General features: G+C 68.5%; 23 protein-coding genes. 11 read left to right on the top strand and 12 right to left on the bottom strand.

Translation table 11 applies throughout. The features are described 5' to 3' along the window. The 6 genes from ASE35_RS08955 (at window position 1) to ASE35_RS08930 (ending at window position 6662) form a co-directional block, all read left to right on the top strand. A complete protein-coding gene (locus tag ASE35_RS08955) occupies window positions 1-1272 on the top strand; it encodes an efflux RND transporter periplasmic adaptor subunit (RefSeq protein ID WP_057163625.1) in 1272 nt (423 codons plus the stop codon). Window positions 1273-1389: 117 nt separating this feature from the next. Continuing rightward, entirely contained in the window at window positions 1390-2079 is a 690-nt protein-coding gene (locus tag ASE35_RS08950) for an ABC transporter ATP-binding protein (RefSeq protein ID WP_056178317.1), read from the top strand. A gap of 138 nt (window positions 2080-2217) precedes the next feature. Beyond that, entirely contained in the window at window positions 2218-3375 is a 1158-nt protein-coding gene (locus ASE35_RS08945) for an FtsX-like permease family protein (RefSeq protein WP_057163624.1), read from the top strand. Window positions 3376-3387: 12 nt separating this feature from the next. Further along, on the top strand, window positions 3388-4695 hold the full coding sequence (locus tag ASE35_RS08940) for an ABC transporter permease (RefSeq protein WP_057163623.1): 1308 nt from the start codon (window positions 3388-3390) through the stop codon (window positions 4693-4695). A 164-nt stretch (window positions 4696-4859) separates the two neighbouring features. Then, window positions 4860-5735 (top strand): hypothetical protein, encoded by an 876-nt coding sequence (locus tag ASE35_RS08935; protein ID WP_057163622.1) that lies wholly within the window; start codon window positions 4860-4862, stop codon window positions 5733-5735. Between the two features lie 120 nt (window positions 5736-5855). Further along, entirely contained in the window at window positions 5856-6662 is an 807-nt protein-coding gene (locus tag ASE35_RS08930) for a hypothetical protein (RefSeq protein WP_057163621.1), read from the top strand. A gap of 10 nt (window positions 6663-6672) precedes the next feature. Here the strand turns inward: ASE35_RS08930 and rarD are convergent, their stop codons facing one another. From rarD to ASE35_RS08915, 3 genes are all read right to left on the bottom strand, one after another. Then, window positions 6673-7581 (bottom strand): EamA family transporter RarD, encoded by a 909-nt coding sequence (rarD, locus tag ASE35_RS08925; protein WP_057163620.1) that lies wholly within the window; start codon window positions 7579-7581, stop codon window positions 6673-6675. Then, window positions 7578-8516: a drug/metabolite exporter YedA gene (yedA, locus tag ASE35_RS08920; RefSeq protein WP_057163619.1), complete on the bottom strand. Its 939-nt coding sequence runs from the start codon at window positions 8514-8516 to the stop codon at window positions 7578-7580. Before yedA ends, rarD begins: the two co-directional genes overlap by 4 nt. A 62-nt stretch (window positions 8517-8578) precedes the next feature. Continuing rightward, window positions 8579-9127, bottom strand: coding sequence for a GNAT family N-acetyltransferase (locus ASE35_RS08915; RefSeq protein WP_082611198.1), 549 nt, complete (start codon window positions 9125-9127; stop codon window positions 8579-8581). Window positions 9128-9217: 90 nt separating this feature from the next. Here ASE35_RS08915 and ASE35_RS08910 point away from each other — a divergent pair, with 90 nt between their 5' ends. After that, window positions 9218-9718, top strand: a complete 501-nt coding sequence (locus tag ASE35_RS08910; protein ID WP_056178304.1) for an Lrp/AsnC family transcriptional regulator — start codon at window positions 9218-9220, stop codon at window positions 9716-9718. 182 nt (window positions 9719-9900) lie between these two features. On the opposite strand, the gene ASE35_RS08905 is transcribed toward ASE35_RS08910, so the two are convergent. From ASE35_RS08905 to ASE35_RS08885, 5 genes are all read right to left on the bottom strand, one after another. Continuing rightward, window positions 9901-10746, bottom strand: coding sequence for a methylated-DNA--[protein]-cysteine S-methyltransferase (locus ASE35_RS08905; protein ID WP_235570034.1), 846 nt, complete (start codon window positions 10744-10746; stop codon window positions 9901-9903). A gap of 161 nt (window positions 10747-10907) precedes the next feature. Then, the gene (locus tag ASE35_RS08900; RefSeq protein ID WP_157489391.1) at window positions 10908-13094 is read right to left on the bottom strand and encodes a carboxy terminal-processing peptidase; all 2187 of its coding nucleotides are present in this window, start codon (window positions 13092-13094) and stop codon (window positions 10908-10910) included. A 546-nt stretch (window positions 13095-13640) separates the two neighbouring features. Continuing rightward, window positions 13641-14675, bottom strand: a complete 1035-nt coding sequence (lipA, locus tag ASE35_RS08895; RefSeq protein WP_056178299.1) for a lipoyl synthase — start codon at window positions 14673-14675, stop codon at window positions 13641-13643. 221 nt (window positions 14676-14896) lie between these two features. Continuing rightward, a complete protein-coding gene (gene lipB / locus ASE35_RS08890) occupies window positions 14897-15577 on the bottom strand; it encodes a lipoyl(octanoyl) transferase LipB (RefSeq protein ID WP_157489390.1) in 681 nt (226 codons plus the stop codon). Next, on the bottom strand, window positions 15577-15855 hold the full coding sequence (locus ASE35_RS08885; protein ID WP_056178294.1) for a DUF493 family protein: 279 nt from the start codon (window positions 15853-15855) through the stop codon (window positions 15577-15579). The genes lipB and ASE35_RS08885 overlap by 1 nt, the downstream gene beginning before the upstream one ends. An 81-nt stretch (window positions 15856-15936) precedes the next feature. Here ASE35_RS08885 and ASE35_RS08880 point away from each other — a divergent pair, with 81 nt between their 5' ends. The 4 genes from ASE35_RS08880 to ASE35_RS08865 all read left to right on the top strand — a co-directional run bounded on the left by ASE35_RS08880 (window position 15937) and on the right by ASE35_RS08865 (window position 18153). Further along, the gene (locus ASE35_RS08880) at window positions 15937-16140 is read left to right on the top strand and encodes a hypothetical protein (protein WP_056178292.1); all 204 of its coding nucleotides are present in this window, start codon (window positions 15937-15939) and stop codon (window positions 16138-16140) included. A 156-nt stretch (window positions 16141-16296) separates the two neighbouring features. Next, entirely contained in the window at window positions 16297-16800 is a 504-nt protein-coding gene (locus ASE35_RS08875) for a hypothetical protein (protein WP_057163617.1), read from the top strand. Window positions 16801-16915: 115 nt separating this feature from the next. Then, a complete protein-coding gene (locus tag ASE35_RS08870) occupies window positions 16916-17551 on the top strand; it encodes an HAD family hydrolase (RefSeq protein WP_082611197.1) in 636 nt (211 codons plus the stop codon). 167 nt (window positions 17552-17718) lie between these two features. Beyond that, on the top strand, window positions 17719-18153 hold the full coding sequence (locus ASE35_RS08865; protein WP_157489372.1) for a hypothetical protein: 435 nt from the start codon (window positions 17719-17721) through the stop codon (window positions 18151-18153). A 72-nt stretch (window positions 18154-18225) separates the two neighbouring features. On the opposite strand, the gene ASE35_RS08860 is transcribed toward ASE35_RS08865, so the two are convergent. The 4 genes from ASE35_RS08860 to rodA all read right to left on the bottom strand — a co-directional run bounded on the left by ASE35_RS08860 (window position 18226) and on the right by rodA (window position 23551). Then, entirely contained in the window at window positions 18226-19458 is a 1233-nt protein-coding gene (locus tag ASE35_RS08860) for a D-alanyl-D-alanine carboxypeptidase family protein (RefSeq protein WP_056178286.1), read from the bottom strand. A gap of 212 nt (window positions 19459-19670) precedes the next feature. Further along, on the bottom strand, window positions 19671-21080 hold the full coding sequence (locus tag ASE35_RS08855) for a septal ring lytic transglycosylase RlpA family protein (RefSeq protein WP_057163615.1): 1410 nt from the start codon (window positions 21078-21080) through the stop codon (window positions 19671-19673). Continuing rightward, complete coding sequence (gene mltB, locus ASE35_RS08850) at window positions 21077-22240, bottom strand: lytic murein transglycosylase B (RefSeq protein ID WP_057163614.1); 1164 nt, start codon at window positions 22238-22240, stop codon at window positions 21077-21079. The genes ASE35_RS08855 and mltB overlap by 4 nt, the downstream gene beginning before the upstream one ends. Window positions 22241-22435: 195 nt before the next feature. Beyond that, entirely contained in the window at window positions 22436-23551 is a 1116-nt protein-coding gene (gene rodA / locus ASE35_RS08845; RefSeq protein ID WP_057160289.1) for a rod shape-determining protein RodA, read from the bottom strand. Window positions 23552-23594: the final 43 nt, after the last annotated feature.

Here is a 23594-nt window from a genome sequence, read left to right as displayed (position 1 = left end):
ATGTCGACCTCTGCCGATCTGCTCAAGGAACTCCGCATCGACCGCAGCGCTCCGCCGCCGCCGTCCGGCTCAGGACGCGGGCTGTGGCTCGCGCTGGGCGCGGTCGGCCTGATCGCGGTGCTGGGCGTCGCCGGCTGGGCGGTGTTCGGCCGCGGCAACGCGCCGGAAGTCAAAACCGCCACCGCGGTGGCGATCGGCAACGGCGGCGGCAGCACCTCGGTGCTGGACGCCACCGGCTACGTGGTCGCGCGCCGCATGGCCACGGTCTCGGCCAAGATCACCGGCAAGGTGCGCGAGGTGATGATCGAGGAAGGCCAGCGCGTCGAAGCCGGCCAGATCATGGCCACGCTGGACCCGATCGACGCCGACGCCGAACGCTCGCTGGCCGATGCGCAACTCGGCGCCGCGCAGAGCGACACCGTGCGCGTGCAGGCCCAGCTCAAGGAAGCCGAGATCAACGCCACCCGCCTGTCCACCCTGGTCAAGCAGCAGTTGGTGTCGCGCTCGCAATACGATCAGGCCGTGGCGCAGCGCGATTCGCTGCGCGCGCAACTGATGACCGCGCAGCGCAACGCCAAGGTCGCCGGCGGCCGCCTGCGCATCGCCGACCTGGGCGTGGACAACACCGTGGTGCGCGCGCCGTTCGCCGGCGTGGTCACCGCCAAGGCGGCGCAGCCGGGCGAGATCGTGTCGCCGCTGTCGGCCGGCGGCGGTTTCACCCGCACCGGCATCGGCACCATCGTCGACATGGACTCGCTGGAAGTCGAAGTCGACGTCGGCGAGGCCTTCATCGGCCGCGTGCAGCCGAAGATGCCGGTCGAGGCCACGCTCAACGCTTATCAGGACTGGAAGATCCCGGCCGAGGTGATCGCGATCATTCCGGCCGCCGACCGCGGCAAGGCCACGGTCAAGGTGCGCATCGCGCTGAAGACCAAGGACCCGCGCATCGTGCCCGACATGGGCGTGCGCGTGAGCTTCCTGGAAGCGGCCAAGCCGGTCGCGGCCAATCAGCCCAAGCCCGGCGTGCTGGTGCCGAGCGCCGCGATCGTGCAGCGCGACGGCGGCGACGTCGCCTTCGTGGTCGAAGAAGACAAGGTCCGGCAGCGCGCGCTCAAGCTCGGCCGCAGCCTGGGCGACGACCGCGAGGTCACCCAGGGCGTGGCCGGCGGCGAGACCGTGGTGCTGAGCCCGCCGGACGATTTGAAAGACGGCGCGCGCGTGCGTGTGGCCGTGGAATCGGCCGGTGACGATTCCGCCTCAAGCAGCGAATAAGGTTTAAAGCGGGGATTCGAGATTCGGGGTTCGGGATGGGTTGAAGCCGATGCCGCCTTTGCGAATCCCCAATCCCGACTCCCGAATCCCGGTTTCACAATTGCGAGGAAGTCCAAGATGGATACGCTGGTTTCGATCCGCAACCTCAAGAAGACCTATCAACGCGGCCCCGAAAAGGTCGAAGTACTGCATGGCATCAACCTCGACATTCCCAAGGGCGACTTCGTCGCGCTGATGGGCCCGTCGGGTTCGGGCAAGACCACCCTGCTCAATCTGATCGGCGGCCTGGACAACCCCAGCGACGGCGAGATCGAAATTGACAACCAGCGCATCGACCGCATGAGCGCCGGCCAGCTCTCGCAGTGGCGCAGCAACAACGTCGGCTTCGTGTTCCAGTTCTACAACCTGATGCCGACCCTGACCGCGCAGAAGAACGTCGAGCTGCCCTTGCTGCTGACCAAGCTCAACGCCGCCCAGCGCAAGCGCAACGCCGAAATCGCACTGCAGCTGGTCGGCCTGGCCGAACGCGGCAAGCACCGCCCGAACGAATTGTCCGGCGGCCAGCAGCAGCGCGTGGCGATCGCGCGCGCGATCGTGTCCGACCCGACCCTGCTGATCTGCGACGAACCCACCGGCGACCTCGACCGTCAGGCGGCCGAGGAGATCCTGGCCCTGCTGCAATCGCTCAATCGCGACCACGGCAAGACCATCGTCATGGTCACCCACGATCCCAAGGCCGCCGATCACGCGCGCCGCACGATCCATCTCGACAAGGGCACCCTCGCGGCCGACGGCGGCGCGCATTGAGATCCGCGCGCCCTCTCCGTTCGAGAGGGACAGGTCGACGGCCGGCGCGCAGCGCGGCCCGCGCCTCGCACCGGGTCTCATCCGCTCCTTGAGCCACTTCTCCCGCGCGGAGAAGGAAACACCTAAAGGAAAGCAGACATGAAATACCTGCACCTGATCTGGGCCGCATTGTTCCGCAGCAAGACCCGCACCCTGCTGACCCTGTTGTCGGTGGTGGCCGCGTTCCTGCTGTTCGGCATGCTCGACTCGGTCCGCGTCGCCTTCAACTCCGGCGGCAGCGTCGCCGGCGCCGACCGCCTGGTCGTGGCCTCGCGCCTGTCGATCACGCAGATGCTGCCCTACAACCTGCTCACCCAGATCGAGTCCCAGCCGGGGGTGAAGAAAGTCGCCTACGCGGCCTGGTTCGGCGGCATCTATCAGGACCCGAAGAACTTCTTCCCGAACTTCTCGGTCAGCCCCGACTACCTCGACCTGTATCCGGAATACGTGGTGTCCGCCGACCAGGTCAAAGCCTGGAAGGCCGATCGCCAAGGCGCGATCGTCGGCGCCTCGCTGGCCAAGCGCCACGGCTGGAAGGTCGGCGACACCATCCCGCTGCAGGCCACGATCTTCCCGACCAAGGGCAGCAACGACTGGCCGCTCAAGCTGCGCGCGATCTTCGAGATCAAGGACAGCAAGCGCAAGGGCGAAGAGAACCAGCTGCTGTTCCACTGGAAATACTTCGACGAGTCCAACGACTACGTCAAAAGCCGGGTCGGCTGGTACATGGTCAAGCTCAGCGATGTGAATCAGGCCACCCGCGTGGCCAAGGGCATCGACGCGCTGTCGGAGAACTCCGACCACGAGACCAAGACCCAGACCGAACAGGCCTTCAACCAGTCCTTCGCCAAGCAGTTCGCCGACATCGGCCTGATCGTGACCGCGATCATGGGCGCGGTGTTCTTCACCCTGCTGCTGCTGACCGGCAACACCATGGCCCAGGCGGTGCGCGAGCGTATTCCGGAGCTGGCGGTGCTCAAGACCATCGGCTTCAGCGACCGCAGCGTGCTGGCGCTGGTGCTGACCGAATCGATCCTGCTGATCGTGATCGGCGGCACCCTCGGCCTGGGCATCGCCGCCCTGCTGATGCCGGGCGTGAGCGCGGCCAGCGGCGGCATCATCCAGCTGCCGACCGTGCTGCCGCAGACCTGGTTGGTCGGACTGGGGCTCATGATCGTGATCGGCGTGGCGGTCGGCTTGATGCCGGCGCTGCGCGGTATGCGCTTGAAGATCGTCGATGCATTGGCCGGCCGCTAAGGAGAAATCACGATGATTAAGTTCCTGATCAATGTCGGAATCGTGGTTCTGCTGCTCGCCGCGCTCGGCGTGTGGGTGTTCCTGCCCTGGTACGCCGTGCTCGCCATCGTCGCGGCACTGCTGCTGTGGCTGTTCCTGAGCAAGCGCGGCCAACAGACGCTGGCCGTGGCGGGCGTGGGCATCTCCAGCCTGCCGCAGCGCTGGGGTGCGTCCTCGGTGATCGTGATCGGCATCGCCGGCGTGGTCGGCGTGCTGGTGGCGATGCTGGCGATGGGCGAAGGCTTTCAGAACACGCTCAAGCAGACCGGCAGCGACGACACCGCGATCATCCTGCGCGGCGGTTCGCAGGCCGAGACCAACTCGGTCATCACCCGCGACCAGGTCCCGCTGATCTCGGCCCTGGCCGGCATCGCCAAGGACGGCAACGGCCGCGCCCAGGTCTCGCCGGAGCTGTCGCAAGTGATCAACCTGCCCACCGTCAGCGACGGCAGCGACGCCAATGCGCAGCTGCGCGGCGTCGGCAGCGAAGCCTGGTCGCTGCGGCCCAACGTCAAGATGGTGAAGGGCCGCAAGTTCGGCGCGGGCTTGCGCGAACTGATCGCGGGCCAGGGCGCGGCCAAGCAGTTCCGCGGGCTGGAAGTCGGCAAACAGATCGAGCTGGCCAACCAGAACTGGACCGTGGTCGGCATCTTCGCCGCCGGCGATTCGCACGACTCCGAACTGTGGGCGGACGGCGAAGTGCTGGCTTCGACCTACCAACGCACCGCGTTCCAATCGGTGACCGTAAAGTTGGCCGGCAAGGACGGCTTCAAGCAGCTCAAGGCCGCACTGGCCGCCGATCCGCGCCTGAAGCTGGACGTGCAGACCACCCACGATTACTACGCCAAGCAATCCGAGGGCCTGACCAAGCTGATCAAGATCCTGGGCACGGTGATCGGCACCATCATGGCGATCGGCGCGGTGTTCGGCGCGCTCAACACCATGTACGCCGCCGTCGCCGGACGCGCGCGCGAGATCGCGACCCTGCGCGCGCTGGGCTTCCGCGGCGTTCCGGTGGTGATCGCGGTGATGCTGGAAACCATGCTGCTGGCGCTGCTGGGCGGCCTGCTAGGCGCGGCCCTGGCCTGGCTGATCTTCAATGGCTATCAGGTGTCCACCCTGGGCGCGAACTTCAGCCAGGTGGTGTTCCAGTTCAAAGTCTCGCCGGAGCTGCTGTGGAGCGGCCTGAAGTGGGCGCTGGGCATCGGCCTGGTCGGCGGCCTGTTCCCGGCCCTGCGCGCGGCGCGACTGCCGGTGACCACGGCCTTGCGCGCGGCCTGAGCGCGCCGCCAACGGGTGACACGACGAGGCGCCGTTCGCGGCGCCTCGTTCGTTTTTGTGGGTCAGGTTCGCCGTTCCGCAGGCGCTTGCGCCGGGCCGGTATCGGCGGCGGCGGGAGGATCGGCTAGGCTGGCGCCACTCGATACACCCCGGGACCGCCGCGCATGGAAGCCGATCGCGACCTCACCCACGCGCTGCGCGTCCGACAGCTGCGCGGCCGGTTTCGACGCGGACCGTTTCTGGTCGGCACGATTCTTATCCTGGCCATGCTGGTCTTGTTCGTACCCGAACTGCTGAAAGGCCATTGGCGCACCGGCTGGCCGGCTCTGGTGTTCGCGTCGATCGGACTGTCGTTCCTGCCCCTGCTGCGTGCCAGCCTGCGACCCAGCCCCCATCTGACACTGGACGAACACGGCCTGAGCACGGTGTTCACCGGCGCGATCGTCTGGTCCGACATCGTCGGCCTGCACTTGTACACCTGCTACTCGCGGGCGAACTTCACGCTGAGGCCGCGCCACCACCTGCAGCTGTGCCTGCGCCGCCCCGAGCGCTATCGCGCCCCGTTCTGGATGAGACCGCCGATGCGCTCCACGCGCTCCGACTACGGCCTGATCTGGGTGCCGTTGAGCCTGTTCGACGTGGAGGCGCGAACGCTCTACACGCTGGCGGTGACCTTGCGCCGCGCCGATCCGGCGCCCTTCGTGGAAGGCTGGAACCCCGACATGCCGCTGGACGAGGTCGCCGCGCATCTGCGCGATCGCGGTCTCGCGCCTGTCGCGCTCAGCGGCGCAGCGCCCAGCGACGCGCCGCAACCCGCTGGACAGGACGCGGCCGCCTACGCGCAACGATTGCGCGAGTCGCAGGACTCGGGCGAACGCCGCGCCGCCTCCTACGAGCGCCAACATGTTCAAGGCCTACGCCGTGAGCGGGCCTGGCGCGCGGACGACATCGCGCGCCGGCGATCGCTAACCCGGGCCATGGTCGTCGCCTATCTGCTGCTGATCGTGGCCGGTTACTTCCTGATCGACTACATCGAATGACCCAACATGCCAGCCGCGGGATCGGCTAGGCTGGCGCCGATCGGGCAGCGGGGAGCGCCGCGCGTGCAAGAGCAAGCCGAACTCACGCAGATCCCATGCACGCAACGGCTGGATGCGCAGATGCACCGGACCAGCGCGCTGCTGGCCGCAGCCGTCCTGGGCATGCTGTCCACCTCGTTGCCGGGCGCGATGTTGGAAGGCAGATGGGGCGTGGTGCTGGTGCTGCTGCCGGTGTTGGCCGGGGCCTGGGCCCTGCTGCTGCCCTGGCTGATCGCGGTGCTGCACTCGGGGCCGCACCTGAGCCTGGACGAGCGCGGTTTACGCACAGTCCTGATCGGCGACATCCCATGGTCGGACGTGGTCGGCCTGAATTTGCGCACGGAACGCTCCACCGACGACGATGGCCCGCGCGTCCGCCACTACCTGGACCTGTGTCTGCGCCATCCGCAGCGCTATTCCGTCCCGTTCTGGATGCGGCAGTCCACGCCTGCGCCACACACCGACTACGGCCTGTACGCGCTGCCGCTGCATATGTTCGAGACCGATCCGCAAGCGGTCCTCGCGCTGGCGCTGCGGCTGCGCCGCGCCGATCCGGCGCCGTTCGTCGCGGACTGGTGTCGGGACCTGCCCTTGGACGAGGTCGCACGCGACCTGGACGAGGGGCGCGAGCGCGCCGAAGCGCGCGCTGCCGCGCACACCGTTCCGACCATCAGTGACGATCCCGCCATCGACTACGCGCAGCGCCTGCGCCTATTGCAGGACGCCGGCGAGCGCGAAGCCGAATCCGGTGCGCGCCGACGCGAGCGCGCGATGCAACGCGAACAAGCGCGTCGCAAAACCGCGGCGGCGCGACAACGCAGGGACTTTTGGATCGGCGGCACGATCGCGTTGGCGGCGATCGCGATCTGGTACTGGATGAAGGCCTGACCCCTCGCCCTCAGGCCACCTGCGCCGCCTGCCGCCGCGAGCGCCACGCGCCCTCGCCGGCGAAGATCAGCAAACCGATCCAGATGAACACGAAGCCGATCAGGCGCGAGCGGTCGAAAGGCTCGTGCAGTACCAGCACGCCGATCAGGAACTGCAGGGTCGGCGCGATGTACTGCATCAGGCCGACCACCGACAGCGGCACCCGCCGCACCGCATAGGCGAAGCCGATCAGCGGCAGCGCGGTGAGCGCGCCGGCCAGCACCAGCATCAAGCCGATGCCCAGGCCCCAGCCGTCGAGGAAACCGCCTTGGCCATGGCTTTCGCCCCACAGCAACACCGCCAACGCGGGCAGGAACAGATAGACGCTTTCGATGCCAAGGCCGGTCACCGCTTCCACCGCGACCAGTTTGCGGATCAATCCGTAGGCGGCGAACGAAAGCGCCAATCCGATCGCGATCCACGGCGCCTGTCCGTACTGCCAGGTCAACCAGCCCACGCCAGCCGCGGCCATCGCCACCGACAGCCACTGCACGCGGTTCATGCGCTCATGCAGCAGGGCCACGCCCAGCACCACGTTGACCAAGGGATTGATGAAATAGCCCAGGCTGGTTTCGATCACGTGGCCGGCGTTGACCGCCCAGATGTACAGGCCCCAGTTGAATGCGATCAGCACGCCGCTGAGCGCCAGCATCGCGGCTTTGCGCGGTTGCGCGAGCACATCGCGCAGCCAGGCGCCGCCCTGCTTCCACGACAGCCAGGCCGCGACCATGACCGCTCTCCAGACGATGCGGTGGCCGACGATTTGCAGCGAGGGCACCGCCTTGAGCAGGTGCCAGTACAGCGGCATCAGCCCCCACAGCACGAACGAGGCGGCCGCGATCCACAGCCCGCGCCGCCCTTCCGCCTGCGCGGCGTTCATGCCGGCGGCTCGTTCGGCGTCGGCGCGACCGGCGTGCGCGCGGCGCGCGCCTTGGCCAGGGTGATGATGACCACGCCGACCAGGATCACCGCCATCGCGCCCAGATCGTGCGAGCTGAAACGCTCGCCCGCGAGCAGCACGCCGAACAGCACCGCGATCGGCGGATTGACGTAGGCGTAGCTGGTGGCCAGCGCCGGACGCACGTGGTGCAGCAGCCAGATGTAGGCGGTGAAGCCGAAGATCGAACCGGCCACCACCAGGTACAGCAGGGCCCCGGTCGCGCCGGCGCTGGGCATCGCGCTCATGCGTTCGCCGGTGACCGCGGCCGCGCCCAGCATCCACACGCTGCCGGTCAGCATCTGCGCGCTGGCGGCCATGAACGGCGACGGCAGGTCCTGGTCGCGGCTCCAGATCGAGCCCCAGGCCCAGGCGATCGGCGCGACGATCAGGCAGACCAGCCCCAGGGTGGAACCCGACAGCGCGCTGCCGGCGTTGAGCCAGATCACGCCGAGGAAACCGATCACCAGGCCGATCCATTCGATCTTGGACGGATGCCGGCCGCGCAGCATCGCGAACACGCCCGCGAACAGCGGCATCGACGCCACCGCGATCGCGGCCAGGCCGGAACCGACCTCGGTCTCGGCCAGGTTCACCAGGCCGTTGGACAGCAGCACCATCCAGATCGACAGCACCCATAGCGTGCGCCATTGCTTGCGCGTGGGCGGGGTCGCGCCGCGCCAACGCAGCACGGCGTACATCAGCGCGCCGGCGATGAACATGCGCAGCGCGCCGAGGATGAAGGGCGGGTAGCTCTCCAAGGCGAAACGAATGGCGAGATAAGTCGAGCCCCACAGGATGTAGACCGAGGCCAGGGCCAGCGCGACCGCTATCGCGCCCGGGGCCAGTCTTGCTGCGGTGGGTGATGCGACGCTCATGCGGTGGTGATTCCGAGGGGAGGAAGGGAGAGGGGCGTATCGGTGGCGGGCGAGAAGCGGCGTCAGTCGGATCGGTGCACGCAGACCGCGGTGCGGCAGCTGCCGACGTTGCGGCGCACGGGGTCGTGGAAGGTATCGACGACGACGAAGCCGGCCTTGCGCATCATGCCAGCCGACCCCGCGTTCTCTTCGTGTCGTTCGGCATAGCACTCGCGCAGACCGCGCGCGCGCAACTGCGCCATCGCCTCGCGCAGCAGGCGCGCGCCGAGGCCGGCGCCGCGATGGTCGCGATGCACGACCGCCTCGCCGATGCAGCCGTGGCGCGCGCGTTCGCGGCCGGCGCTTTGGTAGCAGGCGAAGTCGTCGCTGTCGGCGTAGGTGATCGCCGCCACCAGCGCCCCGTCCAGACGGGCCAGCACCGCATCCACGCCGTCGCCGATCGCGCGCAGGTGCTGGGACAGCGCCGGCTCGGCGAGGTAGTTCCACGGATTGGGACCGTGCTCGCGGATCAGGGCATGGATGGCGGCGATATCCGCGCGCGCGGCCACGCTTACGGCGTAGCGCGCGAGGCCGGCGCGGACTGGGGGCAAGTGGGGGGCGAGGCGCTGCATGCGGCTCTTCGGGTGGTTCGACCCATTCAGACTAGCCGCGGGCGCAGACAGGCGATTGAAAATTCGCCCGCTTGAACGCAAAATTTTTGCATGGCCCGCGCCCCCCTCGCGCTCGACGAACTCGACCACAAATTGCTGGGGCTGTTGCAGCGCGACGCCTCGGCCACCCTGACCGCGCTCGGCGACGAGATCGGCCTGTCGCCCAGCGCGGTGCAGCGCCGCCTCACCCGCTATCGCAAACACGGTCTGTTGCGCCAGGTCGCGCTGCTGGACCCGATCGCCCTGGGCAGCACCCTGGCCGCGGTGTGGGTGACGATGGAGCGCGAATCGGCGAGCCGCCACGCCGCGTTCTACGCGCGCATGCGCGCCGCCCCCGAAGTGCAGCAGTGCTACGTGCTGGCCGGGCAGTGGGACTATCTGGTGATCCTGGCCACCACCGGCGTCGCCCATTGCCGCCAGGTCGCCGACCGGCTGTTCCTGGACGAGGGCAATATCCGGCGTTACGAAACCCATCTGGTGTTCGATGTGGTCAAGCATGGTCTGGAGCTGCCGACGCGCGATGCGCCGAAGGCGACGCGTCGGCGCAAGTAGGCTGGGGATGCGCAGGACGCGGTAGCCGGGTGGCTGCCAGTTGCGGTGTCTGCGGCGGCGAGTGGGTGACGCGATCGCGGCTCACGCCGCTCCCACAGAAGGCCCAAGCTGGGTTAGACGCGTCGTACTTGCTCCCTGTGGGAGCGGCGTGAGCCGCGATCGCCCTGCCCGCGCCAGTCCGGCTACGCCGCGCGTTCGCGCTGCAACAGCTTTTCCTTGAGCGGCAGACCCCAGCGGTAGCCGCCCAGCGAGCCGTCGCCGCGCACCACCCGATGGCAGGGCACCACCACCGCGACACGGTTGCCGGCACAGGCGCGCGCCACCGCGCGCGCGCTGCCGGGCGCGCCGATCGCCTCGGCGACCTGCGCGTAACTGCGGGTCTGCCCGGCCGGGATCTTCATCAGCGCGTCCCACACCTTCTTCTGGAAGGCCGTGCCCAGCAGGTCCACCGACACCGCATGGGCCTGACCGCCGAGGGTGTCGGCGACCGCGCGCAGGCGCGGCGCCAGGAACTCGTCGCGGCCGGCATCGACACGCTCGAGTTGGGCCTGCGGGAACTCGGCGCGCAGCTTGGTTTCCAGCGCCGCCGCATCGTCGCCCAGCTCCACCATGCACACGCCGCGTTCGGTGGTCGCCACCAGGGCCGTGCCCAGCGCGGTGCGCGCCAGGCTCCAGCGGATTTGCTCGCCGGCGCCGCCGGCGCGGTAACGCGCGGGGGTCATGCCCAGGCGCGCCGCGCCGCCCTCGTACACGCGCGAGGGCGAGCCGTAGCCGGCGTCGTAGAGCGCGGCGCTGACGTCGCTGCCTTCGCGCAACGCCGACTTCAGCGTGCCCAGCTTGCGTTGGGCCAGGTACTCGGCCGGGCTGATGCCGAAGCGCGCGCTGAAGCGGCGCTGCAGGTGCGAGGCGCTGATGCCGACGGCGCTGGCCAGATCGGCCAGGGTCGGCTCGCCGGCGTCGAGCAAGGCGCGGGCCTGGTCCAGCTTGTCCAGGGGCGTGAGATCGCGGATCGGGGTCATGGCGTTCATGGCCTGCAGGTTAGGGCCGCCGGCACGGGCGCGATATCCGATTCTTGCACCCCGCCCGCATCCGCGTCAGCGCGGGTTTCTGGGCCGTTCACCGACCCCGAAACGACGAAGGCGCGCCCTTGCGGGGCGCGCCTTCGCGATGCATCGCCGTCGCGGCGGGCTCAGTCGGCCCAGTGCCCCGGCTTGTTCGCGGTCGGCAGCACCTGCGCCGACAGCTGACGGTCGTCGTTGAGCAGACGCACCGCGTCGGCCAGGATCGTCGCGGACTCGCGCAGCAGCGGGTCAGGACGCTTCTCGGCGGCCTTCTCGCGCGCCACTTCCTGGGCCAGGTTGCGCTCGCTCGACTGCAGGCCGTCGTCGCCGTTGTCGTCGGCCAGCGGATCCAGGTCCAGGCCCATGGTCTTGCGCTCGGCCTGACGCTGCCGGCGCTTGGCGTCGTCGCGATCGCGCTCGGCGCGGCGCTCGGCCTCGTTGAGCGTGATCGACTTCTTGGCGCGCTCGGTGCGGAACTCGGTCACGTCCTGCGACCACCACTGGAATTCCTTGTCGGCGGCGACGCGGCTGTCGTGCAGCGCCGACAGCTTGGGCAGCAGCGGCGCGAAGTTGCCGTAGCGCACGTGCGGCACCGGCGCGATCTTGGTCCAGGGCAGCGCGTTGTCGTAGGTGCTCTCGCCGTACTCGCTGGCGTCGACCGAGGCCGGGAAGGCCAGGTCGGGCACCACGCCCTTGTTCTGGGTCGAGCCGCCGCTGACGCGGAAGAACTGGGCGATGGTCAGCTTGACCTGACCGAAACGCGGGCCTTCGTTGGCCGGCCAACGGTCCAGGTCCAGCATGTTCTGCACGGTGCCCTTGCCGAAGGTGGTCTCGCCGATGACCAGGCCGCGACCGTAATCCTGGATAGCGCCGGCGAAGATTTCCGAAGCCGAGGCCGAGCCGCGGTTGATCAGCACCGCCAGCGGACCTTCCCAGGCGATGCCGGAATCGTCGTCGCCGTTGACCTCGATGCGGCCGCCCGACTGGCGCACCTGCACCACCGGGCCGCGGTCGATGAACAGACCGGTGAGCTCGATCGCTTCGTCCAGCGAACCGCCGCCGTTGTAGCGCAGGTCCAGGACCACGCCGTCGACCTTGTCGGCGCGCAGCTTGGTCAGCAGCTTGCTGACGTCGCGCGTGGCCGAGGCGTAGTCGGCGTTGTTCTTGCGACGGCCTTCGAAATCCTGATAGAAGCCCGGCAGCTTGATCACGCCGATGCGCTTGGCCGGAGCGTCGCCCGCGGCCGGAATGGTGATGATCTCGGACTTGGCGGCCTGGTCTTCCAGACGCACCTTGTCGCGCACCAGCACCAGACGGTTGGGCTTGCTGTCCAGGCCGGCCTCGGCCGGGATCACGTCCAGGCGCACCTTGGTGCCCTTGGCGCCGCGGATCTTGGCGACCACGTCGTCGATGCGCCAGCCGATCACGTCTTCCATCGCGCCGCTGTCGCCCTGGCCGACCGCGACCACGCGGTCGCCGGCCTTGATCTTGCCGGAATTGCCGGCCGGACCGCCGGGCACGATCTCGCGGATCGCGACCACGTCGTCCTGCTTCTGCAGCACCGCACCGATGCCTTCGAGCGACAACGACATGGTCATGTTGAAGTTGTCGGCCGACTTCGGAGTGAAGTAGTCGGTATGCGGATCGATCGCGTTGGCGTAGCTGTTGACGAAGGTCTGGAACACGTCCTCGCTCTTGAGCTCGGAGAAGCCCTTGGCGAGATTCTGGTAACGCTTGTCCAGGGTCTTGCGGATGTCCTCGGGCTTCTTGCCGGCCAGCTTCAGGCGCAGCCAGTCGTTGCGCACCGACTGCCGCCACAGCGTGTCCAGCGCGGCGGTGTCGGCGGCCCAGGGCGCCTTCTCGCGGTCGTATTCGAAGCGGTCGCTGCCGTCGAAGCTGAAGATGTCCTGCTTGAGCAGCGCGCGTGCGTAGTTCACGCGTTCGTCGACGCGCTGCTTGAAGGTGGCGAAGATCGCGTACGCCGGGCTCAGGTCGCCGCCGCGGATGGCGTCGTCCAGCTTGGTCTTGTAGGCGTCGAACTTGGCGATGTCCTGGGCGGTGAAGTACTGCTTGCCCGCGTCCAGCGATTCCAGATAGCGCTTGTGCATGTCCGCCGACAGCGCGTCGTCGAGCGCGCGCGGACGGTAGGCGTAGCGACTGTCGGACAACACGCCGTAGACCAGCTTGGCGGCGGTGGCCTGGTCGGCGGTCGGCGCGTTGGTCAGGGCGTTCGGGGCGCCGCCCGCATCGGCACGCGCGAGCAGCGCGAGCGGGGCGGTCAGCATGAAGGCGAACAAAGTGGTCTTGGCGGTCATCGCGGGTGTCTTCATGGCCGAGCTTGGCCTAGGCGTCGAGGATGTAGCGGAATTGGACAAGCCCACAGTGCCGAAAGTTGCCGTGCCTGTCACGCGCGGCGGTAACGGTTTCGGGCATCCGGGGGCGGATGGCGTTCAGGTTCGCGAGCACAAGCGTTAGACGACCGTTACGAAGCCGCGCCGGCGCTCATCGAAATGAACGCAGGACGGGCCGGAATGGGGCTGACGGTCAGGGCGCGGCAGCGTCGTCGGCCAGCACCGCGGCCGCCTCGGCCAGCTCGGCATCGGCCTGCGGCGGCGGCCCCAGGCGCGCCAGTTCGGCGCGGCGCGCGGCCAGGTTCAGCGACACCGGACCGCGCGCGTGCGCGGCCAGGGCCTGCTGACGCTGCTGCCAATGTCGGAAGTCGCCGCCGGCTGCGGCACGCGTTTGGTGCGCCGACAGCAGGTTTTGGCGCGAAGCCGCGAGCGCCGGCCGGTAGCCGGGTATGGCGACGCCCTATCGTCGCCGGCGATCATACCCGGCGCGCCGAGCGCCGGACCGCGCGATCAGGCGGCGGCGAAGCCGGCTTCGATGGCCTGACGGTCGGCGTGGTAGGACGAGCGCACCAGCGGGCCGGAGGCGACATGGGTGAAGCCCAGCGCCATGCCGTAGAGCTCGAGTTCCTTGAACTCTTCCGGGGTCCAGTAACGCAGCACCGGGTGGTGGTGCGGAGTCGGCTGCAGGTACTGGCCGATGGTGATCATGTCGACGTCGTGCGCGCGCAGGTCGCGCAGCGTGGCCTGGACCTGCTCCATGGTCTCGCCCAGGCCCAGCATGATGCCGGACTTGGTCGCGACCTCGGGATGCTGGGCCTTGAACTTCTGCAGCAGGGTCAGCGACCACTGGTAGTCGGCGCCCGGACGCACGTTGCCGTACAGGTCCGGCACGGTCTCGACGTTGTGGTTGAACACGTCCGGCGGATTGCTGTTGAGGATCTCCAGCGCGCGCTCCATGCGGCCCTTGCCGCGGAAGTCGGGCGTGAGGATCTCGATCTTGGTGCGCGGGCTTTCGCTGCGCACCGCTTTGATGCAGTCGACGAAGTGCTGGGCGCCGCCGTCGCGCAGGTCGTCGCGGTCGACGCTGGTGATGACCACGTACTTCAGGCCCATGTCGGCGACGGTGCGGGCCAGGTTGGCCGGCTCGCTTGCGTCCGGCGGCTTGGGGCGGCCGTGGGCGACGTCGCAGAACGAGCAACGCCGCGTGCAGACCTCGCCCAGGATCATGAAGGTCGCGGTGCCGTGGCTGAAGCACTCGTGGATGTTCGGGCAGCTGGCCTCTTCGCAGACCGTGACCAGGCGGTTCTCGCGCAGCTTGGCCTTGAGCTGGGCGACCGAATTGCCGGAGGGAATGCGCACCCGGATCCAGGACGGCTTGCGCAGCACCGGCGCGTCGACGAACTGCACCGGCGAGCGCTGGATCTTGTCGCCGCCCAACTGCTTGGCGCCCGGGGTCATGGTGGTGGACTGCAGCACCGCCGGCGCGTCGGGCGCGCCACCGCTGACGACCGTGAGCGGGATGGTCTTGGAGGCGGGATCGGTCATGGCGCTGCGTGAACTCTTGTCGTTTGGCCCCCTCTTCCTGGGGCGGAAGAGGGCTGAGGTGAGGGCAGGCACCGCGACGATCGCGGCGGCTGGCGGATTCGCGCGCCCTCATCCGCCCTTCGGGCACCTTCTCCCGCATGCGGGAGAAGGGAAATCAAGCATTGGTTCCACTAGCGGAACTAATGACGTAAAGCGTGCTCCCGCGAACGGAAGCAGGGAAATCAGAAGCTCAACGGCTCGGCGGTTTCCACCGTCAGGCCGAATTGCCGGGCCAGCTGGTCCACCAGCACCGGCTTGACCGCGTCCAGCCCGGACGGGCCACCCAAGTCTACCACCGAGGTCACCTGCAACCCCTGGTAACCGCAGGGATTGATGCGCTGATAGGGCGACAGGTCCATGGCGATATTGAAGGCCAGGCCGTGGAAAGTGCAGCCGCGCCGGACCCGGATGCCCAGGGCCATGACCTTGGCCCCGGCCACGTAGACACCCGGCGCGCCGTCCTTGCGGGCGCCCTCGATGTTCCACTCGGCCAGGGTGTCGATCACCGCCTGCTCGATCCGGTCCACGTACTCGCGCACCCCGACCTTGAGCCGGCGCAGGTCCAGCAGCGGGTACAGCACGATCTGGCCGGGGCCGTGGTAGGTCACCTGGCCGCCGCGGTCGACGTGGATCACCGGGATATCGCCCGGCATCAGCACGTGCTCGTCCTTGCCGGCCTGACCCAGGGTGAACACCGGGTCGTGCTCGACCAGCCACAGCTCGTCGGGGGTGTCGGCATCGCGGGCGTCGGTGAAGGCCTGCATCGCGCGCCAGACCGGCTCGTAGGGCTGACGGCCCAGGTCGCGCAGCTGCGCCACCGGCGGGCCACGATCGCCGCCCAACACCGCCGCCACCGCGTCGATTACAGGGTCCACTTCACTTCCGGATGGTCGCGCAGCACCTGGTGGGCCAGGTCGTATTGGGCGCGGTCGGCGGCGCGGAAGCTGATCCGCACCGACACGTACTTGCCGCTGCTGGAATGCTTCCACTGGATGGTTTCGGCCTCGACCTCGATGCCGGCGTCCATCAGCAGACGCGGCAGTTCGCGCTCCAGCCCGGCCTCGGCCGTGCCCATGGCGCTGAGCTCGAAGGTGCCGGGGAACTGGAAGCCGTGATCGGGATTGTCGGAATGAATGTCCATGCGCGAATTATGGGTCCGTAGGGGGCCGAACCCAAGCAGGCGTAGGATGCCCTTTGAGGCCGGTTCCGGGAGGCTCGTCGGATGAATACAGCGTCGCTGTGGTGGGGCTTGCTGTTCGGCTCGATAGGCCTGGGCTATTTCATGTACGGCAAGCGCCAGGGCGCCCCGGTGCCGCTGCTGTGCGGGCTGGGCCTGATGGCCTTTCCGTACTTCGTCTCCAACAACTGGGCGATGGTGCTGATCGGGGCGGTACTGGCGGCGATTCCGTATTTCCTGCGGTTCTGACGATCGGGCCAAGCGCCGCATCGCGCACTCGGATACCCAGATTCCCAGCGGCATGGTCATTGCGCTCGCGCCGGCTGGCCGGCCGCCGCGCTCCTGTGCTCGCGGCAAGCACGCATGAGGCTTGTTAGGCTGGCGCCGACCCTTCTGGACCTGCGCATGGACCCGATCGAACAAGCTTATGCCGCCCCACGCAGCGCCATCGTCGTACCGGGCGCGCTGCAGCGGCCCAGCACCGCGTGGTGGCTGCTCTTCGCGCTGGTGGCGCTGACGGCGCTGGTGCTGGGATCGCTGGCGCTGCGGCTGGTGCTGTCGGGTTCGACCACCTCGCCTTATCGGCTGGTCGCGTTCACGTTTCCGTTGCTGCTGGGCTTGGGCGCGGTGGGCATGTACGGCTATATCCGCGTGCGGCGCATCGGGCCACGCTGGCTATGGATCAGCCATCTGGCGGTGTCATGGCCCCTGATGCTGATCACGGCCGGCTTGCAATTAACGATCCTGGTGGGCCAGGTCAGGGTGGGGGCCGTCTCCGGACTCTGGTCGGCCCTACCTCAACTGGTTTGGATCGTCGGCACGCTATCGCTCGGGTTGCCCTTGTTGCTCGCACTCGGCCGCTACATCTCGCGTTTCCCGCATCTGTGGGCACGCCGACCGATCGATTGACCGTTTCAGCATCGTTGCGGCGCCGGAGGGCCGACCGGCTGGGTAGCGCGCGCGCCGCGGTTTGCTAGGCTCGCCTGAACCGCCTGATACGTCGCCCATCGCGGGCGGCTCCTCAATGACGCCTGCCCATCTGCTCGTGTTGGACCTCGACGAAACGCTGCTCCACGCCAGCGCGACCGAGCTCGATCGCACGGCCGATTTTCGCGCCTGCGGCTATCACATCTACCGTCGCCCGCATCTGGCGGAGTTCATCGCCTATGCCCTGGCCCGCTTCGAGGTGGGTGTGTGGACCTCGTCCGGGCGCCGCTACGCCGATGCGATCGTGGCCGAACTGTTCCCGGCCCAGTCGCTGAGCTTCGTCTGGGCCCGCGAACGTTGCTCGATCACGCGCGACTGGACCACCGGCGAATACCTCAGCCGCAAACGCCTGAAGAAGCTCAAGCGCCGCGGCTATCGTCTGGAACGCATCATCGCGGTGGACGACACGCCGTCCAAGCATGCCTACAACTACGGCAATCTGATCCGCGTCGAGGAGTACCTGGGTCGCAACGACGGCGACGACGAGTTGCTGTGGCTGATGCGCTACCTAGATCGGCTGTCCCTGGAGCCGAATGTGCGCCGGATCGAGAAGCGACGTTGGCGGGAGCGGCTGCGGCAGGAAATGCCGGGCGGCGACGACTCCGGTCCGCAGCCGCATCGCGACGCTGGGATCGCGATCGCGGCTCACGCCGCTCCTGCAGAAAGCGGCTGAGCGCATCAACGCACATGCCGCGGTGCGGTCGCTTACTCCGAGTTCCGCCCTATCCTGAGATGTTGATTTCATACGCACGCAAAGTGCCATCAGATCCGCAGCTGAGACTGGCGCGCTACAACCCGTTAAAATGATCCGCGCGTATTTCAGAGTTCAGGGGAAATTTCATGTTTCGTCCGGTCGCGACGGGTGCCGTCGGTGCGCTCGCGCTTTGCTTGTCGTTCGCAACCATCGCCGCCGAAGGAGATACGTGGTCGGAGGTCAATATCGGCGCGGTTACTCAATCGAATCCTGACGAGTACGCGGTGACGATTCTGGCGATCGACGGCAGTCAGAACTTCAAGTCCAAACGCTCGTACAAAGTGGCGCCCGGTTTTCACTTGCTCCACATCGCCAGCACCAAGGCCGGACGGCGTGGCGATGTCACTTATCAGCCCTTCGCCATCGAAATGGCACCGTGCATCCGCTACGAATTGGTGGCTCTGCATGACAGCCAGATGAGCAACCGGCGCTGGCAGGTGGTGGTCAAGAACGAAAAGCCCATCGCCTCGTGCCGCCACGCAGAGGCAGCGCAGGCAGACGCCACGCCGCAGGAACGCTGACCCCACCCTTGCCGCATCCCACACAACAAAGCCGGCTGACGCCGGCTTCGTTGTTGATGCGTTAGAGCCGGATCACTCCGACTCCCACCACATCCAGAATTCGTCCCACAGGCGCTTGAAGAAGCCGCCCTCTTCGACCGCGCTGAGCGCGACCAGCGGGCGCTGAGCGATGACCTTGCCGTCCAGCACGACCTTGACGGTGCCCACGGCCTGACCCTGCTTGATCGGGGCGACCAGGGTCTTGTTGACGTCCATGCTGGGCTTGAGCTGGGCGTACTTGCCGCGCGGCACGGTCACCAGCAGCGGCTCGGCGACGCCGAGCTGGGCTTCGTCGGCGGTGCCCTTCCAGACCTTCTGCTTGGCGATGGACTTGCCGGCGTCGTAGAGGCGGTGGGTTTCGTAGAAGCGGAAGCCCCAGTTCAGCAGCGCCTGGCTATCGACGGTGCGCTGGTCGTCGGAGGTCGAACCCATCACCACCGAGATCAGGCGCTGGTCGCCGCGCAGGGCCGAGCCCATCAGGCAGTAGCCGGCGCCGGAATGGTGGCCGGTCTTGATGCCGTCGACCGACGGGTCGCGCCACAGCAGGCGGTTGCGGTTGGACTGCAGGATCGGACCGACCTTGAGTTCCTTGATCTTGTTGTACGAGTACGCGACCGGGAAATCGTGGATCAGCGCGCGCCCGAGCAGGGCCAGGTCGCGCGCGCTGGAGTAGTGGTTTTCCTGCGACAGGCCGTGCGGATTCATGAAGTGCGAGTTCTTCATGCCGATGCGCGCGGCGTACTGGTTCATCAGCGCGGCGAAGGCGTCCTCGCTGCCGGCGACGTGCTCGGCCAGGGCGATCGCGGCATCGTTGCCGGACTGCACCACCATGCCCTTTTCCATGTCCACCAGGGGCGCGGTCTTGTTGACCTCGAAGCCGGAGTAGCTGCCGTCGGTGGCCGCGCCGCCCTTGCGCCAGGCGTTCTCGGTCATCATCACCTGGTCGCTGTCCTTGATCTTGCCGCCCTTGAGCTCGGCGGCGATCACGTAGCTGGTCATGACCTTGGTGATGCTGGCCGGCTCGACGCGGGTGTCGATGTTCTCGCCGGCCAGCACGTTGCCGCTGGCCGCGTCCATCAGCACCCAGGCGCTGGCCTTGATCGCCGGCGGCGGCGGCACGGGCAGCGAATCGCTGGCCGGCGGCAGGGCCGCGGCGGGCTTCGGGACGGGCGACTGCGCGAAGACCAGGCCGGCGGTCGTGGTGACCAGGCAGGCCGCGGCGAACGCGGCAAGCGCGGCGGCGCGAGGGGTGAAGCGGGCTTTCATCGTTCAACTACTCCGGGGAGCCGGTCTCGTGCCGGCTTGGGCTGGGAATTCTAGGCTGGAGCCGCGCGTCCGGGGCGCTCCAGTTCGGCGGGGCCGGGCCTGCGCCCTCCCCGTGCGTTCGATGCGGCCGTCCCGGGCCGCGATCGACGGCGGGACGTCCTGCCCCGCGCCGCTCCGGACCAGTCCGGAGCGAGGTGTAGCTCCTGACGCGCTCAGTCGCGCACGCGCTGCGGCTGTCCGAAACCCAGACCGACGATGCGCGCGGCAAGTTCCGGCGCGGCGGCGGCCTGCAGCGGACCCACGCGCAAGCGCCAGACCTTCTGGCCGTTGGCGTTGCCGTCGAGCAGACGGGCCTCGTCGATGCCGGCGCTCTTGAGCATGCCCAGCGCGCGGTCGGCGTTGCTGCGCGCGCTGAAACTGGCGACCTGCAAGGTCACGTCTTGGCCGCGCGGCACCTCGTTGCGCTCGATCGCGGCGGCGACCACGGTCGCGGCCTTGTCCGGGCTCGGCGGCGGTGGCGCCTTAGGCGGCGCCGGCAACGCGGCGGCGGCGACCGCCTCGGCCTTCTGGCGCTTTTCCAATGCGCGCCGCTCGGCGCGGCTGAGCTTGCGCGGCGGCGCGTTCTCAATGCGCACCGCCTTGCCGGTGGCGACCCGGACCTGACGCGACTTCATCCAGACCTCGAACTCGTCGGCGGTCATGGTCTTGCCGTTTTGCAGCATGTCGAAGCGGTAGTCGCCGCCCGGCGCGGGCTTGCCCGCGGCCGCGGCCGGCTTGGCGGCCACCGGCGCCGGCTTGCCGGTGGCGATGCGCGTACCCGGCGGCAGTTCGCCGGCGCTGGCGCTGGCGACCGGGATCGCCGACACCAGACGGTCCATCGCGCTGGGCGCGGGCGGTTTGGCGGCGGCGAGCGGCGGCGGATTGTTGGCCGCGCTGGCGTACACCGGCGGCGGCGCTTCGCCCGGATGCAGCGCGCGCACCTCGACCCGGCCGGTGCCGCGCTGGGTGATGCCCAGCTTGACCGCGGCGGCGTAGCTGAGATCGATCACGCGACCGTCGTGGAACGGGCCGCGGTCGTTCACCCGCACCGTCACCGACTTGCCGTTGTCCAGGTTGGTCACGCGCGCGAAGCTGGGCAGCGGCAGCGACTTGTGGGCGGCGGTGAAGGCGTACATGTCGTACACCTCCAGGTTGGAGGTGCGGCGGCCGTGGAATTTCTGGCCGTAGTAGGAGGCGGTGCCGGTCTCGACGTAGTCGTCGTGGTTGTCGAGCACGCGGTAGGTCTTGCCCAGCACGCTGTAGGGCGAGCGGTTGCCGAAGCGCGAGCGCGGCTCGGCCACGATCTCCGGTTCCGGGATCGAATCGACGTCGGGCACGTGGTCCGGCGTGCTGTCGCTTACGCCCGGCGCGTACAGGCCGCCAGCGGTGTAGTTGCCGCGCGTGCGCGGATCTTCCTGTGCCGGGGCGTAAGGCGATTTCTTGCGTCCGCCCGCCGACGGCAGGCCGGCGCGGTGGACGCCGTCGCGGTCGGGCAAGGCGACCGACTGGGAAGCGGGTTTCCTGGGGGCGCTAGCGCAGGCCACCAGGGCCAGGGGCAGGATCGCGGCGATCAGCCGCTTCATGCCGGAGGCTGTCCGTTGCTGTTCGCGGCCAAGGGGTTCTCCCGTCCGGCGATCGCCTCGGACAACTGGTACACCGCCATCGCGTAGTGGGCGGAGATGTTGTAGCGGGTGATCGCATAGAAGTTGCGGAAGCCGAGCCAATACTCCGGCCCGGCGACGCCTTCCAGGTTCAACAGCGTCGCCGTTTCGGTCGGCGCGACCGTGCCCAGCGGACGGTAGCCGCGCACGGCCAGGTCGCTGAGCGGAATGATCGGATCCAGATTCCCGGGCTTGAAGTCCAACGCGTTGGCGTCGCGGTTGGCGCGCACCACGATCGGGCCGCCGCGCACCCAGCCGCCCTTCTTGACGAAGTAGTTGGCGACCGAGGCGAACACGTCGTCGAGATCGGTGAACAGATCCTTCTTGCCGTCGCCGTCGCCGTCGACGGCGTACTGGCGATAGCTGGACGGCATGAACTGGCCCCAGCCCATCGCGCCGGCGTAGCTGCCGGTCAGGGTGGCCACGTCCATCCCGTTTTCCTTGCCCATCGCGAACAACTGGCCCAGCTCGTCGCGGAAGAAGGCCTCGCGGCGGTTCTCGCGTTCGGCCTTGGCCGGATCGCCGGTGCGCGGATACGCGAATGCCAAGGTGTACAGGGCGTCGATCACCGGATAGCTGCCGGTGTTGCCGCCGAAGCTGGTCTCGACGCCGAGGATGGAGACGATGATCTCCGCCGGCACGCCGGTCTGGGCCTCGACCCGCGCCAACTGCTCGCGGTGCTCGGCCAGAAAGGCGCGGCCGCCGTCGATGCGTTTTTGGGTGATGAAGATCGGGCGGTAATCGCGCCAGGGCTTGGCCTCGGCCGGCCGCGACATCGCCGCGACGATGCCGTCGCGGATCTGCGCCTTGGCCAGCACCGACTCGATGTAGGCCGGGTCGATCGAATACTTGGCGGCGGTATCGCGCACGAACGCGGCTCGGGCCTGCTCGATCGGCATCGGCACCACCGGCGGCGGCAGGTGCGCGAGCGGATCGGGCTTGGCCGCCGGCGGGGCCGGGGCTGGCGCGGGCACCGAGGGCTGGGCGGCGGTCGGGGGCGGCGCCTGGGTGGCGCAGGCCGCCAGAGCGAGCGTGAGCGCGCAAATCGCGGCGCGGCGTACGGTGTTGGGGCGTCGAGTCATCGCCGCGAGGTTAGCACGCGAAAACAGCGGCCAAAACCGTGAATACGTGAAGATCGCGGCCGATAGTCAGGTTTTGTTGCTTAATCGGCGCGAGGACACGATGGCGTTGCTGTCCCTGCTCCCGCGTGCGGCGACCGAAGGGAGTGCAAGGCTGAGAAGGCGCCCGCAGGGCGGATGAGGGCGGCTCTGCCGGCGCTAGCGCCCGCCATGCACCGGGCGATGCGCGCGCACCGCCATCACCACGCCCAGGCCCGCCAGCAGCGAGACCGCCGAGGTGCCGCCGTAGCTCAGCAGCGGCATCGGCACGCCCACCACCGGCAACAGGCCGGCGATCATGCCGCCGTTGACGATCACGTAGACGAAGAAGGCCAGCCCCAGCGCGCCCGCGATCAGGCGCGAATAGCCGTCGCGCGCGTCCGCCGCGATCCACAGGCAGCGCCCGACCACGAACAGGTACAGGCTCAGCACCACCGCCACGCCCAGCCAACCGAACTCTTCGCTGAGCACGGCGAAGATGAAGTCGGTGGTGTGCTCGGGCAGGTAGTTCAGATGCGACTGCGAACCCTGCAGCCAGCCCTTGCCGGTCATGCCGCCGGCGCCGATCGCGATCTTGGACTGGATGATGTTCCAGCCCGTGCCCAATGGATCGGACTCGGGGTTGAGGAAGGTCAGGATGCGGTCCTTCTGGTACGGACGCAGCAGCCAGAACCAGGCCACCGGCGCGATCGCGGCGATGCCGCCGAAGGCCGCGCCGAACCACCACCAGGGCAGCCCCGCCAGATACAGCGCGAACGCGCCGCTGATGCCGACCAGCATCGCGGTGCCGAAGTCGGGTTGGAGCAGGATCAGCAGGGTCGGCACCGCGATCGTCACGCCCGCCACCAGCACCGACATGAACTTCGGCGGCAGCGCCTGGCGGTTGAGGTACCAGGCCACCATCATCGGCAGGCTCAGCTTGAGCAGCTCGGCCGGCTGGAAATAGAAGACCTTGAGGTCGATCCAATGGCGGCCGTGCTTGCCGGTGCCGATCGCCAGCACCAGCAACAAAGGCAGCAGCGAAGCGCCGTAGATCAGCGGCGTCCAGTTGCGCAGCTGCGAGGTCGGCATGCGCGACAACGCCCACATCGCGACCAGGCCGGCGCCGAAGCGCGAACCCTGCGCCAGCACCATGCGCATGGAATGGTCGCCCGCGCTGTACAGCACCGCCAGGCCGATCGCCATCAGCGCCAACAGGGCGCCCAGCAGCGGCAGATCGACCGTGCGCAGCGCGCGCGCGATCAGATCGAACAGCCAACGCAGAATCACCCTCACCGGCGCGGCTCCGGCGGCGTAGCGCCGTTGCGACCCGGCGGCG

It is taken from the genome of Lysobacter sp. Root916, assembly GCF_001429785.1.
In the GTDB taxonomy this organism is placed as follows: Bacteria; Pseudomonadota; Gammaproteobacteria; order Xanthomonadales; family Xanthomonadaceae; genus Lysobacter.
The sequence above is the reverse complement of the archived record's forward strand: the minus strand, read 5'-3'. Positions and strand labels throughout refer to the sequence as shown.

Bases quoted from the DNA above. Each gene is read 5' to 3' on its own strand.
- ASE35_RS08955 (WP_057163625.1), top strand. From the start codon at position 1: ATGTCGACCTCTGCCGATCTGCTCAAGGAACTCCGCATCGACCGCAGC.
- ASE35_RS08950 (WP_056178317.1), top strand. From the start codon at position 1,390: ATGGATACGCTGGTTTCGATCCGCAACCTCAAGAAGACCTATCAACGC.
- ASE35_RS08945 (WP_057163624.1), top strand. From the start codon at position 2,218: ATGAAATACCTGCACCTGATCTGGGCCGCATTGTTCCGCAGCAAGACC.
- ASE35_RS08940 (WP_057163623.1), top strand. From the start codon at position 3,388: ATGATTAAGTTCCTGATCAATGTCGGAATCGTGGTTCTGCTGCTCGCC.
- ASE35_RS08935 (WP_057163622.1), top strand. From the start codon at position 4,860: ATGGAAGCCGATCGCGACCTCACCCACGCGCTGCGCGTCCGACAGCTG.
- ASE35_RS08930 (WP_057163621.1), top strand. From the start codon at position 5,856: ATGCACCGGACCAGCGCGCTGCTGGCCGCAGCCGTCCTGGGCATGCTG.
- rarD (WP_057163620.1), bottom strand. From the start codon at position 7,581: ATGAACGCCGCGCAGGCGGAAGGGCGGCGCGGGCTGTGGATCGCGGCC.
- yedA (WP_057163619.1), bottom strand. From the start codon at position 8,516: ATGAGCGTCGCATCACCCACCGCAGCAAGACTGGCCCCGGGCGCGATA.
- ASE35_RS08915 (WP_082611198.1), bottom strand. From the start codon at position 9,127: ATGCAGCGCCTCGCCCCCCACTTGCCCCCAGTCCGCGCCGGCCTCGCG.
- ASE35_RS08910 (WP_056178304.1), top strand. From the start codon at position 9,218: ATGGCCCGCGCCCCCCTCGCGCTCGACGAACTCGACCACAAATTGCTG.
- ASE35_RS08905 (WP_235570034.1), bottom strand. From the start codon at position 10,746: ATGAACGCCATGACCCCGATCCGCGATCTCACGCCCCTGGACAAGCTG.
- ASE35_RS08900 (WP_157489391.1), bottom strand. From the start codon at position 13,094: ATGACCGCCAAGACCACTTTGTTCGCCTTCATGCTGACCGCCCCGCTC.
- lipA (WP_056178299.1), bottom strand. From the start codon at position 14,675: ATGACCGATCCCGCCTCCAAGACCATCCCGCTCACGGTCGTCAGCGGT.
- ASE35_RS08885 (WP_056178294.1), bottom strand. From the start codon at position 15,855: ATGGACATTCATTCCGACAATCCCGATCACGGCTTCCAGTTCCCCGGC.
- ASE35_RS08880 (WP_056178292.1), top strand. From the start codon at position 15,937: ATGAATACAGCGTCGCTGTGGTGGGGCTTGCTGTTCGGCTCGATAGGC.
- ASE35_RS08875 (WP_057163617.1), top strand. From the start codon at position 16,297: ATGGACCCGATCGAACAAGCTTATGCCGCCCCACGCAGCGCCATCGTC.
- ASE35_RS08870 (WP_082611197.1), top strand. From the start codon at position 16,916: ATGACGCCTGCCCATCTGCTCGTGTTGGACCTCGACGAAACGCTGCTC.
- ASE35_RS08865 (WP_157489372.1), top strand. From the start codon at position 17,719: ATGTTTCGTCCGGTCGCGACGGGTGCCGTCGGTGCGCTCGCGCTTTGC.
- ASE35_RS08860 (WP_056178286.1), bottom strand. From the start codon at position 19,458: ATGAAAGCCCGCTTCACCCCTCGCGCCGCCGCGCTTGCCGCGTTCGCC.
- ASE35_RS08855 (WP_057163615.1), bottom strand. From the start codon at position 21,080: ATGAAGCGGCTGATCGCCGCGATCCTGCCCCTGGCCCTGGTGGCCTGC.
- mltB (WP_057163614.1), bottom strand. From the start codon at position 22,240: ATGACTCGACGCCCCAACACCGTACGCCGCGCCGCGATTTGCGCGCTC.